At 63.3% G+C, this 15,050-nt stretch carries 14 protein-coding genes; 4 read left to right on the top strand and 10 right to left on the bottom strand.

Annotated features, from left to right (window positions below; genetic code table 11):
• Window positions 1-109: 109 nt before the first annotated feature.
• Entirely contained in the window at window positions 110-628 is a 519-nt protein-coding gene (locus LZ012_RS06805; RefSeq protein ID WP_275708933.1) for a hemerythrin domain-containing protein, read from the bottom strand.
• A gap of 234 nt (window positions 629-862) precedes the next feature.
• On the opposite strand from LZ012_RS06805, the gene LZ012_RS06800 reads away from it, so the two are divergent.
• The 4 genes from LZ012_RS06800 (at window position 863) to LZ012_RS06785 (ending at window position 3,560) form a co-directional block, all read left to right on the top strand.
• Window positions 863-1,291 (top strand): VOC family protein, encoded by a 429-nt coding sequence (locus LZ012_RS06800; RefSeq protein ID WP_275708931.1) that lies wholly within the window; start codon window positions 863-865, stop codon window positions 1,289-1,291.
• A 97-nt stretch (window positions 1,292-1,388) separates the two neighbouring features.
• Complete coding sequence (locus LZ012_RS06795) at window positions 1,389-1,775, top strand: DUF488 domain-containing protein (protein ID WP_275708929.1); 387 nt, start codon at window positions 1,389-1,391, stop codon at window positions 1,773-1,775.
• 262 nt (window positions 1,776-2,037) lie between these two features.
• Window positions 2,038-2,568: an SRPBCC family protein gene (locus LZ012_RS06790; protein ID WP_275708927.1), complete on the top strand. Its 531-nt coding sequence runs from the start codon at window positions 2,038-2,040 to the stop codon at window positions 2,566-2,568.
• A 110-nt stretch (window positions 2,569-2,678) separates the two neighbouring features.
• Entirely contained in the window at window positions 2,679-3,560 is an 882-nt protein-coding gene (locus LZ012_RS06785) for a substrate-binding periplasmic protein (protein WP_275708925.1), read from the top strand.
• Between the two features lie 30 nt (window positions 3,561-3,590).
• On the opposite strand, the gene LZ012_RS06780 is transcribed toward LZ012_RS06785, so the two are convergent.
• From LZ012_RS06780 to LZ012_RS06740, 9 genes are all read right to left on the bottom strand, one after another.
• Window positions 3,591-5,321 (bottom strand): bifunctional protein-serine/threonine kinase/phosphatase, encoded by a 1,731-nt coding sequence (locus tag LZ012_RS06780; protein WP_275708923.1) that lies wholly within the window; start codon window positions 5,319-5,321, stop codon window positions 3,591-3,593.
• Window positions 5,322-5,394: 73 nt separating this feature from the next.
• Window positions 5,395-6,207: a formate/nitrite transporter family protein gene (locus LZ012_RS06775; protein WP_275708921.1), complete on the bottom strand. Its 813-nt coding sequence runs from the start codon at window positions 6,205-6,207 to the stop codon at window positions 5,395-5,397.
• Window positions 6,208-6,326: 119 nt separating this feature from the next.
• Window positions 6,327-6,638, bottom strand: a complete 312-nt coding sequence (nirD, locus tag LZ012_RS06770) for a nitrite reductase small subunit NirD (RefSeq protein WP_275708919.1) — start codon at window positions 6,636-6,638, stop codon at window positions 6,327-6,329.
• Window positions 6,639-6,661: 23 nt separating this feature from the next.
• Window positions 6,662-9,106, bottom strand: a complete 2,445-nt coding sequence (gene nirB, locus LZ012_RS06765; RefSeq protein WP_275708917.1) for a nitrite reductase large subunit NirB — start codon at window positions 9,104-9,106, stop codon at window positions 6,662-6,664.
• 228 nt (window positions 9,107-9,334) lie between these two features.
• Entirely contained in the window at window positions 9,335-10,327 is a 993-nt protein-coding gene (ybiB, locus tag LZ012_RS06760) for a DNA-binding protein YbiB (protein WP_275708915.1), read from the bottom strand.
• 16 nt (window positions 10,328-10,343) lie between these two features.
• Window positions 10,344-13,064, bottom strand: a complete 2,721-nt coding sequence (locus LZ012_RS06755) for a nitrate reductase (RefSeq protein ID WP_275708913.1) — start codon at window positions 13,062-13,064, stop codon at window positions 10,344-10,346.
• 127 nt (window positions 13,065-13,191) lie between these two features.
• Window positions 13,192-13,641, bottom strand: a complete 450-nt coding sequence (locus LZ012_RS06750) for a ClpXP protease specificity-enhancing factor (RefSeq protein WP_275708911.1) — start codon at window positions 13,639-13,641, stop codon at window positions 13,192-13,194.
• Between the two features lie 2 nt (window positions 13,642-13,643).
• Window positions 13,644-14,240 carry a glutathione S-transferase N-terminal domain-containing protein gene (locus LZ012_RS06745; protein WP_150427397.1) on the bottom strand — a complete coding sequence of 199 codons (597 nt, stop codon included), beginning with the start codon at window positions 14,238-14,240 and terminating at the stop codon, window positions 13,644-13,646.
• 82 nt (window positions 14,241-14,322) lie between these two features.
• On the bottom strand, window positions 14,323-15,042 hold the full coding sequence (locus LZ012_RS06740) for a cytochrome c1 (RefSeq protein WP_275708909.1): 720 nt from the start codon (window positions 15,040-15,042) through the stop codon (window positions 14,323-14,325).
• Window positions 15,043-15,050: the final 8 nt, after the last annotated feature.

Genomic DNA, 15,050 nt, shown 5'->3' with positions numbered 1-15,050 from the left:
GTCGCGACCAGTCGCGGTCTATTCCCTATCGCTTGCAGCGCATCGGCCGGAACGATGCTCCGCCCGGCACGCTGACGCTTCCCCGTTCTGCCGGGTACCTGCCAACGGCTCAGTAGGCGGGCAAATAGAGCGGGTAGAGGGAATCTTCCTCATTGCGGATGCGCTGGACCAGCACCTCGCCGACGCTGCTGAGCTCGCCGGCAAAGCTGGCGGCCAGCGCCGGGTTCTTGGCAAGGTCGGCGTACTTACCAAGGAAGGCAAGAACCGCCTTGCCGATGCCATCCATTTCGTGGCGGAACTGGTGCACCAGCGTGTGGCTGGCCGTGTCCCCAGCCAGCGCGTGTTCAAGGTAGATGTAGAAGCGGACGTTTTCCTTGAGCAAATGCGCCAACAGGCAGCCGCGAAAATGCTCCAACTCCCGACAAGTGGCCGCCAGATCGCCGCCCTCGAAGGCCTGGCCAATCGCATTGAAGCAGTCGAGCACCAGTTCGTCGACCAGCTGAGGGTGGTAGGCAATGTGTGTCCCCAGCGCCACGGCACCAGGCGCAGCCTGGGCAGGCGCCGCGGGTTCGCCCGCGGCGGGTGCGGGTACCGATTTTTTCTTGCCAAACAGAAAATCCAGGAACATCGCTACACCTCGTTCACGTTCGCGAAGGAAAAGGCATACTGCGCCTGATCCAGCGGCTTGGGCATTGATGCGAGTTAAACAATCCGTACCCGACAGTTGGCGGCAATTTGAATCAACGCTGGAGGCATCCGATGGGCGTCAGCAACATTGGGAACGATAGGGGCACACCATGGCTTTAAGCCCCCCTTCCGCCCCCCCTCATCACGATTCATCTCGTCTAAAGGAGTACACGCCATGAAGCCACGCATCACCATTATCACCCTCGGCGTTGACGATCTGGAACGCGCGGTTGGCTTCTACCGCGACGGCCTTGGCCTAAAGACCGAGGGCATCATCGGCACCGAGTTCGAACACGGTGCGGTGGCTTTTTTCGACCTGCAAGCCGGTTTGAAACTGGCCGTCTGGCCACGCACCAGCCTCGCGCATGATTCGGGTCTGCCGCTGGCCGAGCGCAGCGCGACCGAATTCACGCTCGGGCACAACGTGGTTTCAAAAGCCGAGGTCGATGCCGTCATGCAACAGGCGCAGGCTGCCGGAGCCGTTGTCGTCAAACCCGCGCAGGAGACCTTCTGGGGCGGTTACGCGGGTTATTTCCAGGACCCGGATGGACATTTGTGGGAGGTCGTATGGAACCCGCATCTGCTGCCGCAGGACCACGCGTAGAAAGCGATATGAGCCAAAGGGGTCAGTTTCGCTGTTTTCCCCGCATGCCAGAATCCGCTTTGAACCAGACCTCTTTCATTCTTCCCGGGAGACTCCTGTGGCAATTCGTGTCGTCAGGCTAGGCAGTCCGCGCCTCGAAGGCGAAGGGACGCGCATTGGAACGGTTCGCCGCCCACCGCGGGGCGTGCCCAAAACCGAGTTTGCTGCGCAAAACTGGTACGACGTGTGGTTTCCGACCCTCGCTCCAAGCCCCGAAACCATGAAACTGGGCCAGCAGGCCGAGACGCCCGCACAGTGGGCAGCATTCATCAAAAAGTACCGGAGCGAAATGTCGTCGCCCGAAGCCAGTCATGCCCTGGCGCTGCTCGCCACCCTATCCCACAGCAGCGATTTCTCGGTCGGCTGCTATTGCGAGAACGAGGCGCATTGCCACCGCTCGGCCCTGCGCACGCTATTGGCCGAGAAAGGGGCGAAATTTGGGTAGCGGCGCGACGAACGACATGGCGCTCGCCCAGCAAACCGCCTAGCTGCTGAATCGGCCCGCCCCAAGGTGACGTTGAACGCCTGCCCAACGAGGGAAAATCAAGCGTTATTGACCGGGGCACGCTGGGCATTCTCCCTTTGCGTTTCGGGCAAATTGCCCTTACTCCTTCTTCGGCCCGCTTCCTAAGATGCAATCAGGCTGCTGCTTGGAGCGATCAACGACAGCGCCTTTCCTGCATATCCAATTCAAGGAGGAAGACCCGATGAAATTTCGCGTAGCCCTTGTAGCGACAGCCCTTTCCCTGGCCTGGGCCGGCAACGCACTGGCCGAACGGCCGCTGCTCAAGGTCGAGGAACGTATCCAGGTGGCAGCCTCACCGGCCAAGGTGTGGGCCGTCGTCGGCCAGTTCGGCGACCTCGGCTGGCACCCGGTCATCGCCAGCACGGAGATCACCAAGGGCAAGGACGGCCGCAAGGGTGCGGAGCGCACGCTGACCGCCAAGGACGGAGCCAAGTTCGTCGAGGAACTGCTGGCGCGCAGCGACGGCGCGCTGTCGCTCAAATACCGCATTGTTTCCGCGCCGCTACCGGTCAGCGACTATGTGTCCACGCTGAAGGTCAGCTCGGCCAAGGATGGCGGCAGCATTATCGCCTGGTCGTCGCAGTTCCGGCGCAAGGACGAAAAGCCGGTCGAGGGCGCCGACGACACTGGGGTCCGCAAGATCGTCAGCGGCATCTACACCAGCGGTCTGGACAACCTGAAGAAACAACTCGAAGCAGGAAAGCCGGGTTAAGGCGGAAAAGCCGCCCCGCGCCCGCATCCAAGGGGGTGCGAGGTTCCGGCTAAGATACGGAGCCAATCAGACCGGGTGACAGCCCGGTCCATACCAAAAGGAGACAAGCCATGCCCCGTTCCATTGCCCCCCGCCCCCGCAGCACCATGCCCAACCCGCGCCGCCGCTTCCTGCAGGCCCTGGCCGCCCTGCCGCTCGCCTCGGCCTTGCCGGCCTTGGCCGACGAGCAGATGGACGCCATCCACCAGCGTCGCCGGCTGATCATCGCGGTCTACAACAACTTCGCCCCCTACTCGGACGCCGGCCAGGGAATCGACGCGGACATCGGCAAGGCGCTGGCGACCAAGCTCGGACTGACGCCTGACATCCTCGGCTTCAAGGCCGGCGAGGACATGGGCGATGATCTGCGCAACATGGTGTGGAAGGGGCACTACCTGCGTGGCGAGCCGGCCGATGTGATGATGCATGTGCCGGTCGATCCCGTCCTCGCCAAGGAGAATGACAAGGTGCACATTTTCGGCCAGTACCACGTCGAAACCATGGCCATGGCGCGTATTCCCTCGCTGGTTTCGGCGCCGGTCGGCTCGGCGGCGACGGCCCTGGAAGTGTTCACCCGCGAGAAAATCGGCGTCGAAGGCGAAACGCTGGCCGATGCCTACCTGCTGAGCACCATGAATGGGCGCCTGCGGGACAACGTCGTGCACTTCCAGTCGATCACCGAGGCGGGTGCTGCGCTGCGCAACGGCAGCATCGCGGCCATCATGGCGCCGCGCGGCGAACTGGAAGGCGCCCTGCACGGCGAGACGCGCTTCGCCATCGACGAAACCAAGATCGGCGGCATGATGTCGACACGCTGGCCGCTCGGCATGGCGGTCAAGGCCGAGGCGACCGACCTCGCCGCCGCCCTGACGAGTGCCCTGGCCGAACTGGAGCGGGACGGCACGCTGGCCGCCATCTTCAAGCGCCACGCGGTCACCCAGCAGAAAGCCTGAGCCGTATGAACGGGCCGCCCGCGTGGCGGCTCAGTGAAAACGCCCGACGCTGAGCGCGATCACCATCAGCAGCAGCACGAAGGACACACTCTTCCAGAAGACAACCGGGTTGCGGTCGATCAGCGGCGGGCGGGTTTTGTTCAGGAACTCCGCATTCGGGTGGTGCAGGTCGAAAACGAATTCGGAGAGTTCCTCGTAGCGGGCGAAGGGATCGGGCTCGACCGCCTTACGGATGGCGTCGTCGACCCAGGCCGGGATTTCGCGCTCTTCGTTCAGCACCGATTGGTAGGCGAGCTTCTTCTGCGCCGCCTTGGTCCGCGATTTGGCGACTTCGACACCGTAGGGCAGCTTGCCGGAGAGCATCTGGTAGGCGATGACGCCGAGCGAATAGATGTCGGAGCGCGACGAACCGTTTTCGCCGAGGAAGTATTCCGGGGCGGCGTAGGCGGCCGAGCCGAGCAGGTTGATCTGTTCGATGGGGGTGGCGATTTCCATGATCCCGGCTACCCGCGTGGCGCCGAAATCGAGGATTTTCACCGTGCCATTGCCGTCGATCATGATGTTGTCGGGCTTCAGGTCCTGATGCACCATTTCGAGGCGATGGAAGGCCTGCAGCCCCTTGGCCACCTGTTCGACGATGCCGCGCACGCTTGCCAGGTCGGGCTTGGGATTGTCGATCATCCACTGGGCCAGGGTCTGGCCTTCGATGTATTCGGTGACGACGTAGATGTAGTTGCGCTGGCGCGTTTGCGAGCACGGCTTGAGGACGTGCGGGCTGTTGATGCGCCTGGCGATCCACTCTTCCATCAGGAAGCGTTCGAGATAGGCCTGGTTGGCCTGCTGGTCGACCGACGGCGTCTTGATGACCACCCGTTCGCCGCTTTCGTTGTCCACCGCCAGGTAGATGTGGCTGCGGGCGCTGCCCTTGATTTCGCGGACGATCTGGTAGCCGTCGAAATTCATTCGCGCATCGAGCAGCGGCGGGAAAGGCAGTTCGGCGATCTGCCGGTACATTTCGTTGGATTCGGGGCTGGGCAGTTGGTCGATACGGACGATCTGCACCGTCAGGTTGTCGCTGCTGCCGCGCTGCAGGGCTTCGTCGACGATGGCCTGGGCTGCCCGGTCGAGGTCGCCGCCGCAAGCTTCGATGGCCGCCGCGACACAAGCGGCATCGGTGTATTCATAGACACCGTCGGTGGCCAGCAGGAGCAACTCGCCCTCCTCCAGCGCCAGCGCCTGGTAATCGACCTCGACCTTGCGGTCCATGCCCATGGCGCGCGCCAGGTAGCTCTGCACCGACGAGACGCGGACACGGTGGTCCTCGGTCAGCTGTTCCAGCGCGTTGCCGCGCAGGCGGTAGATGCGAGCGTCGCCGACGTGGAACAGGTGGGCCGTCCGCGACTTGATGATCAGGCCGCTGAAGGTGCATACGTAACCGCGTTCCCGGTCGTAGCGGTGCTGGCTTTGCTGGGTCTGCGAATGCAGCCAGGAATTGGTGGCGACCAGCACATGCTCGCCCGAGGTCTTCACCGACCAGGCATCGGAGGTGCAGTAATAGTCTTCGAGAAAGGTCGTGACGGCGGCCTGGGCGGCTTCCTGGCTGACGTCGCTGCTGCTGATGCCGTCGGCCAGCGCGATGGCGATGCCCTTGCTGCTCAGCTGCGGTTCCTTGGGCACATAGATGCCGTGAAAATCCTGGTTGCTTTCCTTGCGGCCCTTATCCGAATACTGCCCGACGGTGATTTTTAGCTGGCGGCTCATGAGATTCCGGAAGATCGAAATAGAAAAGCCCCTGTCCCGGTCGGGCAGGGGCTTCGACTGTACACCAGCAGGCTTAGCCGGCGTGACGCTTCGGCGCGGTACGGACGTGGGTCGAGTACAGGGTCAAGCCGACGAAGGTGATACCGCCGACCACATTGCCGAGCACGGTCGGAATTTCGTTCCACACCATGTAGTCGTAGATCGAGAAGTTACCGCCCAGCATCAGGCCCGACGGGAACAGGTACATGTTCACGATGGAGTGTTCGAAGCCCATGTAGAAGAAGAGCATGATCGGCATCCACATGGCGACGACCTTGCCGGTGACGTTGGTGGACACCATGGCGCCGACGACGCCGGTGGACACCATCCAGTTGCACAGCACGCCACGGATGAACAGGGTCAGCATGCCGGCGGCGCCGTGAGCGGCGTAGCCGACGGTCCGCCCTTCGCCGATGGTGCCGATCTTCTGGCCGACGATGTTGGGGGCTTCGGTGAAGCCGAACGTGAAGATGATGGACATCATCAGGGCGACGGTCAGGGCGCCGGCGAAATTACCGACAAAGACCAGGCTCCAGTTGCGCAGCACGCCGCCCAGCGTGACGCCCGGGCGCTTGTCGATGAGGGCCAGCGGGCACAGCGTGAATACGCCGGTCAGCAGATCGAAGCCGAGGAGATAGAGAATGCAGAAGCCGACCGGGAACAGGATGGCGCCGGCCAGCGGCTGGCCGGTCTGCACGTTGATGGTGATGGCAAACGCCGCGGCAATGGCCAGGATGGCGCCGGCCATGTAGGCGCGGATCAGGGTGTCGCGGTTGGACATGAAGATTTTGGATTCACCGGCATCGATCATTTTGGTGACGAATTCGGTAGGCGCCAGATAGGCCATGATTTTTCCTTTTCGGATTAAATAGTTATTCGCAGCCCCGGCCCGCTCTCAAGACCGGGGACGCGTACCCTCGTAGATACTTCGGGACGGCGTGCCGGCCGCCCCGTTACTGCCCGACCTCAAACGGAGAGGAAAACCTCGCCGTTTTCCACTTTCACTTCGAACTTGCTGCACGAACCGACGTCCGGCGCCACGGCATGCCCGTCTTCCAGGCCGATGTTCCAGCCGTGCAGCGGGCAGGTCACCTTGCGGCCATGCACGATGCCTTGCGACAGCGGACCGCTCTTGTGCGGGCACTTGTCGTGCAGCGCGAAGACCTCGTCCTCGGCGTTGCGGAAGATGGCGATGTCGCCGCCGCTTTGGCGCTGAACGACGCGCGACCCCAGTTGCGGAATGTCGTCCAGCTTGCAGATCAGTTTCCAGTTGCTCATTTTTTATGTCCTCGGTTCGATAATCAGGCTTCGAGCTTGATCGGAATGAATTGCTTGATCGGCTGTTCCTCGCGGCTGGTTTCCCACGGATCCTTGGCGTCCTTCAGGGCGTCGAGCAGGCGGGCGTAGTACGCCTTGCGACCTTCCTCGTCTTCGAGAATCTTGCCCTTGATGTAGTCGAGGCCGACGCGGTCCATATAGTGGCAGGTGCGCTCCAGGTACCAGCCTTCCTCGCGGTAGAGCTGCAGGAAGGCGCCGGAATATTCCATGACCTCCTCGTCGCTCGTCACCTTGCACAGGAACTGGGCGACCTCGGTCTTGATGCCGCCGTTGCCGCCGATGTACAGCTCGTAGCCGGAATCGACGCCGATCACGCCGACGTCCTTGATGCCAGCCTCGGCACAGTTGCGCGGGCAGCCGGAGACGGCCAGCTTGACCTTGTGCGGGGCGTACATGTCGAACAGCATCTTTTCCAGCTTGACGCCCATCGACATCGCCAGTTGCGTGCCGAACCGGCAGTGCTCGGCGCCGACGCAGGTCTTCACGGTGCGGATCGACTTGCCGTAGGCGTGGCCGGAAACCATACCGGCAGCGTTGAGGTCGGCCCACATCTTCGGCAGGTCTTCCTTCTTGACGCCGAGCAGGTCGATACGCTGACCGCCTGTCACCTTGACGGTCGGCACGTTGTATTTCTCGGCCGCATCGGCAATGGCGCGCAGTTCGGCCGGCGTCGTCAGGCCGCCCCACATGCGGGGCACGACCGAGTAGGTGCCATCCTTCTGGATGTTGGCGTGGGCGCGCTCGTTGATGAAGCGCGACTGCGGATCATCCTTGGCCTCATGCGGCCAGCTCGAGATCAGGTAGTAGTTCACCGCCGGGCGGCACTTGTCGCAGCCGTTCGGAGTTTTCCACTCCAGCGCCTTGAAGACGGCTTCCTTGCTGGTCAGGTGCTGGCCGAAGATGGCTTCGCGCACTTTCTTGTGCGAATGATCGGTACAGCCGCAGACCGGCTTGCTATCGACTGCCGCCGGCGTATAGGCGCCGCCGATGGTCGAGGCCAGGATCTGTTCGACCAGGCCGGCGCAGGAGCCGCAGGACGAAGCCGCCTTGGTGTGCTTCTTGACCTCGTCCAGCGTGAACAAGCCCTTGGCCTTGATCGCCTGGACGATGGTGCCCTTGGTCACGCCGTTACAGCCGCAAACCTCGGCGTTGTCGGCCATTTCGGCCGCCTTGCTCTTGCCGGCATGGCCGACGTCGCCGACCAGGGACTGGCCGAAGATCAGCGAGTCGCGGATGTCGTGGATGTCGCGTTGATCCTTGAGCAGCTGGAAGTACCACGGGCCGTCGGCCGTATCGCCGTACATGACGCCGCCGACCAGCTTGTTGTCCTTGATCACCAGCTTCTTGTAGACGCCGCCGTGCGGGTCGTTGAGGACGATTTCCTCGGTGTCCTTGCCGCCCATGTAGTCGCCGGCCGAGAACAGGTCGATGCCGGTGACCTTGAGCTTGGTCGAGGTCACCGAGCCGGTGTAGCGGCCGATGCCGTAGCCGGCCAGATGGTTGGCGGCGACCTTGGCCTGCTCGAACAGCGGGGCGACCAGGCCGTAGGCGATGCCGCGGTGGCTGACGCATTCGCCGACGGCGTACACCTTCGGATCGTAGGTCTGCATGGTGTCGTTCACCACGATGCCGCGGTTGCAGTAGATGCCGGACTTCTCGGCCAGCGAGTAGTTCGGGCGGATACCGGCGGCCATCACGACGATGTCGGCCGGAATCTGCATGCCACCCTTGAAGCGGATCGCCGCGACGCGACCGGATTCGCCCTGGATCAGCGCTTCGGTCTGGGTTGCGAGCAGGAACTTGAGGCCCTTGTCCTCGAGCGACTTCTGCAGCATCTTGCCGGCAACTTCGTCGAGCTGGCGCTCGAGCAGCCACGGGCCGAGGTGCACCACGGTGACGTCCATGCCGCGCAGCTTCAGGCCGTTGGCCGCTTCCAGGCCGAGCAGGCCGCCGCCGATGACGACCGCGTGCTTGTGCTTGGTCGCCGCGTCGATCATCTCGTCGGTGTCCTTGATGTCGCGGTAGCCGATGACGCCCGGCAGGTCGTTGCCCGGAACCGGCAGCATGAAGGGGGTCGAGCCGGTAGCGATCAGCAGGCGGTCGTAGGCGACCTCGGTACCGTCGTCGGCGATGACCTTGCGCTTGACGCGGTCGATGGTGCTGATCTGCTTGCCGGTATGCAGGGTGATCTTGTTTTCCGCGTACCAGTCCAGCTCGTTGAGGATGATGTCCTTGACGCCCATTTCGCCGGCCAGCACCGGCGAGAGCAGGATGCGGTTGTAGTTGGGGTGCGGTTCGGCACCGAAGATGGTGATGTCGTAGTGATCCGGTTTGATCTTCAGCAGTTCTTCGACGGTGCGGACACCGGCCATGCCGTTACCGATCAGGACGAGACGGGGTTTGCTCATGTTTGGGCTCCAACGTTGCGCGCACCTTGCGGTGCAAATATTTTTCAGCGCATGACGTCGTTGCCATCGGACCGCCCCCGTTGGCGGTTGATTCGCTGCTTCGGGCTATTCTTCGCAATCAGCGTGCCAGGTGGCTATCTAACTGATTTTTAAGACTATACCCAGCAAACCCCTAGAAGCAGCGCACCGTGGTGGTGCATTTCATTCCACCACGGTGCGGGAACACACTTAATTGCCACCGACCAGCAGCCCAGTGGCCTCGACGGCGACGATGGCCTTGGCCTGGTTGAGATCGTCGGCGTAGCCGCTGGCGAACAGCAGGCAGGCCAACTGGTTGGCGATGGGCTTGGGCAGCGGAATCTGCTTGTCGAGCACGCGCCGTATCCAGCGCGCCGTGCTCGCCGCATCGGTCGCCTCGGGCAGGTTGGGCAAGGCGCGCAGGCTTTCGTGCTCGGCCTCGAAAAGAACGTCGGTCACGCCATCGTGCAAATGCTCGAGACGCGGCCGGCGCTTGGCATTGGCGTACGGCTCGCCTTCCGTGCCGCGCAGCAGCAGGCCGCGCTGCCCGCGAACCAGCATGATGTTGCGCATCAACTCGATGAAGTCCGGATGGGTGGCCGGCGCCACCAACACCGCTTCGCCACGGAAGGGGTCGATCAATTTGACCAGGCTGTGCGCACTGTTGCGCACGCCCATGCGCGAACGCAGGGACAACAGGTTGTGGATACCCGGGCACAGCGCACTCAAGGGCATGAAAGCGAGGCCCTTTTCGTCCAGCGCAGCCTGGGCCTGGTTCGTCGACGCCGCCGGCATGACACCCAGCTCGCGGAAGACATGAGCCGACGTGACGCGGCCGAAGCCTTCGATCAGGCCATGGACCAGCACCGGCACGCCGAAGCGCTGCAGCAGCAGGGCCAGCAGCGGCGTCAGGTTGGCTTCCTTGCGCGCCCCGTTATAGGTCGGCAGGACCACCGGCCGACCGCGCCCATGCGGCAGGTCGAGGTGGTGGGTGCGCTCGTCGGTGGCTTCGAGAAAGCCCAGCATTTCGTCGAGCGACTCGCCCTTGACGCGCAGGCCGAGGATGATGGCGCCCAGTTCGAGGTCGGGCACGCCGCCGTCGAGCATGGCGGCGTAGAGTTGATGCGCATCTTCGCGCGACAGATCGCGGGCGCCGTGGGCGCCCCGTCCGATTTCCTTGATGTATTGTCCGTAGCTCACCATTTCCTCCTTTGGGGTCTCAGGCAGCCGCCGCCTCTGTGGGCGCGTGTTCCGCCACCATGCGCCGGATTTCCGGCACGCAGGAGCCACAGAATGTGCCACAACGCAGCTTTTCCTGCAGCTTCGGCATATCGGCTCCGCCGGCCAGTTCCTGGCGAATCTGTACGTCGGTCACGTCGGCGCACTTGCAGATGATGTTGCGCGGCGCCACGCCAACCGGCGGCTTGCCCAGCGGCGCCAGGGCGAAGCGGATCAGGCTGGCGTCCAGTTCGTCTTCGGCCATCGCCTGGCGCAGCCAGGACACCGCCTGCGTTTCGCCGCACAGACGAACGGCCCGCAGCCGTCCGTCCTCGGCAACCGCCTTCTTGGCGATGCGCTTCTTGGCGTCGGCATAGACGATGGCGCCGGCGCTGCCGTCGATGCCGAACAGGCGGTCGAGCGCGTCAATGGCGGCATCGTCCACCGCCTCGGCAGCGGCGGCGCGCAGCACGACGAGCGGGCTCTGCCGGCCATACAGGCCGACCGTCGCGTAACGGTAGTCGGCCAGCGCCGAACGGGCGCTTTGCAGCAGCGTCAGGGCTTCGGCCTGATGGGCGCAGCGGCGCACAACGGCCAGCGCGTAGGGCAGATCGACCTTCTCGATCTGCACCGCGGCGTGCTTCAGTTCCGGCTGCTTGGAATAGGGATCGGTGGCGTCGCAGGCCACGGCATTGACGCCGGGCGTGTTCATGAACTGGCTGCCCCAGTGCATCGGCATCCACGCCCGGCCCTTTTTCAGGCCCGGACGCTCCTCGACGCGGACGATGGACGCACCGCGCGCATTGGTCACGCGCACCAGGTCGCCGCTCGACAGGCCGCGATGGCGCATGTCGCAGGGGTGCATGGCGAGTACCGGTTCGTCTTCGAGATTGAACAGGCGCGGCACCGTGCCGGTCCGGCTCATGCCGTGCCAATGGTCGCGCATGCGGCCGGAGAGCAGGCTGATCGGATATTCGGCATCCGGCGTCTCGGCGGTGGCCAGATGCTTGACCGGAACGAAGCGGGCCTTGCCGTCGGCGGTCGGGAAGACGCCATCCTCGTACAGGCGCCCCTTGCCGCTGATCGCCCCTTGCGGGCATGGCCACTGCTGCGGCCCGGCGGCGTCGAGCCACGCGTAGCTCAAACCGGTGATGTCGAGATCACGGCCACGGGTACTTTCGCGGTGCTCGTTGAAAATGGATTCGGCGTCGGCGTAGGGGAACAGGCGTTCACCGTCAGTGCCCAACAGGCGGCCGAGACGGCGGGCGAAATCGACCACGATATCCCAGTCGTGGCGCGCCTCACCGGGCGCCGGCACCGCCGAATTCACGTGCGTGATGCGCCGTTCCGAATTGGTCACCGTGCCGTGCTTCTCGCCCCAGCCGCTGGCCGGCAGCAGCAGGTCGGCGTAGGCCGCGGTGTCCGTGTTGGCGTAGGCTTCCTGGAGGACCACGTATTCCGCGGTCTGCAGGGCTTCGCGCACCGCCGCCTGGTTGGGCAGGGACTGCGCCGGATTGGTGCAGGCGATCCACACCGCCTTGATCTCGCCGCTCTTCAGCGCCGCGAACATATCGATGGCCGACTTGCCCGGCTTGTCCGGTACGCTGGGCACGCCCCACAGGGCGGCCACTTCGGCGCGGTGCTGCGGGTTGGCCAGATCGCGGTGCGCCGACAGCAGGTTGGACAGACCGCCCACCTCGCGACCACCCATCGCGTTCGGCTGGCCGGTCAGCGAGAAGGGGCCTGCGCCCGGCTTGCCGATCAGACCGGTCGCCAGGTGCAGATGGATGATGCCGGCGTTATTGTGCGTACCGTGCACCGACTGGTTGAGACCCTGGCAGTACATCGACAGCGCGGCACCGCTTTGCCCGAACCAGCGGGCCGCCTGGACGATGTCCTGGGCCGGAATGCCGCACACCTCGGCCACCGCCTCCGGCGTGTAGCGGCGGACGATCTCTGCCAGTGCGTCGAAACCGGTGGTATGGCGGGCGACATAGTCGTCGTCGACCAGGCCGTCGCGGATCAGCACATGCAACATGCCGTTGAACAGCGCAATGTCGGTGCCCGGCTTGATCGGCAGATGGAGGTCGGCGATCTCGGCGCTTTCCGAACGCCGCGGGTCGGCGACGATGATTTTCAGGTCGGGATTGGCGGCCCGCGCATCCTCCACGTAGCGGAAGACGATGGGATGCGCTACGGCCGGGTTGGCGCCGGCGATGAAAATGACTTTGGCCTGCAGGATGTCCTCATAGCTGCATGGCGGCGCATCGACGCCCAGCGTCTGCTTGTAGCCGGCCACCGCCGACGACATGCAGAGACGGGAATTGGTATCGACGTTGTTGGTGCCGATCAGGCCCTTGGCCAGCTTGTTGAAGACGTAATAGTCCTCGGTCATCAGTTGGCCGGAAATGTAGAAGGCCACCGAGTCGGGTCCATGCTGGCGGATGGTGGCCGCAAAGCGTTCGGCCGCTTCGTCGAGCGCCTGATCCCACGTCGTGCGCACGGTGCTTTCGCCACGTTGCGCACGACGCTCCGGGTAATGCAGGCGATAGCTAGGGTTGGCGGTCAGATTGAGCGTCGCGCCCTTGGTGCACAAACGCCCGCGATTGGCCGGGTGTTCCGGGTCGCCCCGGACGCCAACGATGCGCTCGCCTTCCGTCTCGATCAGCACGCCGCAGCCGACGCCGCAGTAACAACAGGTGGATTTGACTTCAGTTTTCATGATTTTCCTTCCGGCTGCCAATGAGCAACAGACATGCCACCTATAAAAATCATGGACTTGAAATGAAAAAAGGGAAATCCCACTGTGGAATCTCCCTTTTTTGGTGCATCGGACCAGACAACCGTCCCTATTTGATGCGCCGCAACCCGGGGCGCCCCTCATCGGGGCGTGGTGGCTCCGGTGGCGGCTCATCGGAGGGCGGTTCAACCATGCTCGGTTCGACCACGGTTTCGATACCGAATTCCTCGTCCGCCATCTCGCGGTCGCCATCGACCTCGAAAGCCATGCCGGCACCGTTCTCGCGCGCATAAATGGCCGACACGCGATCGACCGGCACGGACAGCTGGCGCGCCACGCCATTGAAGCGGGCCTGGAACTCGACGTACTCGTTGCCGATCTGCAACTTGTTGGTCGCGCTCGGCCCGAGGTTGAGGACGATCTGGCCGGAGCGCACGAATTCGCGCGGCACCTGCGTCCGTTCGTCAACCTCGACTGCGATATGCGGCGTGAAGCCGTTATCGCAGCACCATTCCCAGATGGCGCGCAGCAGGTACGGCTTGGTGGAAGGCAGTTCCATGCTTACTTGCGCATCGCCTTTTCGGATGGCGTCAACGCGTCGATGAAACCCTGGCGGCTGAAAATGCGCTCAGCGTACTTCATCAGCGGCGCGGCGGCCTTGCCGAGGTCGATGCCGTAGTGGTCGAGACGCCACAGCAACGGGGCGATGGCCACGTCGAGCATGGAGAATTCGTCACCGAGCATGAACTTCTGCTTGTTGAAGATCGGCACGATTTCGGTCAGGCGGGCGCGGATTTCCTGGCGCGCCTTGTCGGCCGTCTTGCCGTTCTTTTCGATCACTTCCATGAACGAGAAGATTTCGCGTTCCATGCCGACCAGCAGCTGGCGGGCGCGGGCACGCATGATCGGGTCGGCCGGCATCAGTTGCGGGTGCGGGAAGCGCTCGTCGATGTATTCGTTGATGATGTTCGGCTCGAACAGGACCAGGTCGCGCTCGACCAGCACCGGCACGCGGTTGTGCGGGTTGATCGCGGCCATTTCTTCCGGCTTGTTGAACATGTCGACATCAATCACCTGGAAATCCATGCCCTTTTCGAACAGGACAATGCGGCAACGATGGCTGAATGGGCAGGTCGTGCCCGAATAGAGGTTCATCATTTAGGTCACCTTCAAAAAGCGATTCGGCATCGGGGGCTGGCCGAAGCCAAACCCGCGATGCCGTTAACTAATCCTAGCAGGATTAGTGAATGTCTTTCCAGTATTCCTTCTTCAGTGCGTAAGCAACGACGAAGAGGACTGCCAAAAAGGCCAGAACGAAGAAGCCCAGGGTACGACGGAACTCCTGCTGCGGCTCGCCCATCCATACCATGAAACCGACCAGGTCGGACACGGCCTTGTCGAACTCGGCCGGAGCCAGTTGGCCCGGAACGGCCAGTTCCAGCTTGTGGGTTTCGTGGTTGCGAACTTGCTGACCTTGCAGGCCATACAGGATGTGCGGCATGCCAACGTTTTCGAAGATCACGTTGTTCCAGCCGGTCGGACGGTTCGGGTCGCGATAGAAGGAACGCAGGTAGGTGTACAACCAGTCTGCGCCGGCGGCTGCATTGCCGGCTTCGCCACGGGCCCGGGCGACGATGGTCAGATCAGGCGGGGTGGCGCCGAACCACAGCTTCTGTTCATCGGAACGTGCCGCAATGGTCATCAGGCCACCGATCTTGTCGGAGGTAAACATCAGGTTGTCCTTGACCTGGGACTCGGTCAGACCGAGATCCATCAGGTTCTTGTAGCGCATGTAGGACGCACCGTGACAGTTCAGGCAGTAATTGACGAACAGCTTGGCGCCGTTCTGCAATGCCGCCTTGTCGCCCACCGAGCCCGGCCACTTGTCGAGTTGGACATGACCACTGCTGGCCAAGGCCATGACCGGCGCGAAGAGCAATGCGATCAGGAATTTTTTCATTTTAGGCA

The sequence above is a fragment of the Dechloromonas hankyongensis genome, from assembly GCF_022012295.1.
Classification (GTDB): Bacteria; Pseudomonadota; Gammaproteobacteria; order Burkholderiales; family Rhodocyclaceae; genus Azonexus; species Azonexus hankyongensis.
Note: the sequence above shows the minus strand (reverse complement) of the source record. Positions and strands in the feature narration are given on the sequence as shown.

What these genes read in the sequence shown, in the direction of transcription:
- LZ012_RS06785 (WP_275708925.1), top strand. Translation starts at nt 2,679, where the DNA reads ATGCCCCGTTCCATTGCCCCCCGCCCCCGCAGCACCATGCCCAACCCG.
- LZ012_RS06740 (WP_275708909.1), bottom strand. Translation starts at nt 15,042, where the DNA reads ATGAAAAAATTCCTGATCGCATTGCTCTTCGCGCCGGTCATGGCCTTG.
- nirD (WP_275708919.1), bottom strand. Translation starts at nt 6,638, where the DNA reads ATGAGCAACTGGAAACTGATCTGCAAGCTGGACGACATTCCGCAACTG.
- LZ012_RS06780 (WP_275708923.1), bottom strand. Translation starts at nt 5,321, where the DNA reads ATGAGCCGCCAGCTAAAAATCACCGTCGGGCAGTATTCGGATAAGGGC.
- LZ012_RS06755 (WP_275708913.1), bottom strand. Translation starts at nt 13,064, where the DNA reads ATGAAAACTGAAGTCAAATCCACCTGTTGTTACTGCGGCGTCGGCTGC.
- LZ012_RS06775 (WP_275708921.1), bottom strand. Translation starts at nt 6,207, where the DNA reads ATGGCCTATCTGGCGCCTACCGAATTCGTCACCAAAATGATCGATGCC.
- LZ012_RS06745 (WP_150427397.1), bottom strand. Translation starts at nt 14,240, where the DNA reads ATGATGAACCTCTATTCGGGCACGACCTGCCCATTCAGCCATCGTTGC.
- LZ012_RS06805 (WP_275708933.1), bottom strand. Translation starts at nt 628, where the DNA reads ATGTTCCTGGATTTTCTGTTTGGCAAGAAAAAATCGGTACCCGCACCC.
- LZ012_RS06790 (WP_275708927.1), top strand. Translation starts at nt 2,038, where the DNA reads ATGAAATTTCGCGTAGCCCTTGTAGCGACAGCCCTTTCCCTGGCCTGG.
- LZ012_RS06750 (WP_275708911.1), bottom strand. Translation starts at nt 13,641, where the DNA reads ATGGAACTGCCTTCCACCAAGCCGTACCTGCTGCGCGCCATCTGGGAA.
- ybiB (WP_275708915.1), bottom strand. Translation starts at nt 10,327, where the DNA reads ATGGTGAGCTACGGACAATACATCAAGGAAATCGGACGGGGCGCCCAC.
- nirB (WP_275708917.1), bottom strand. Translation starts at nt 9,106, where the DNA reads ATGAGCAAACCCCGTCTCGTCCTGATCGGTAACGGCATGGCCGGTGTC.
- LZ012_RS06800 (WP_275708931.1), top strand. Translation starts at nt 863, where the DNA reads ATGAAGCCACGCATCACCATTATCACCCTCGGCGTTGACGATCTGGAA.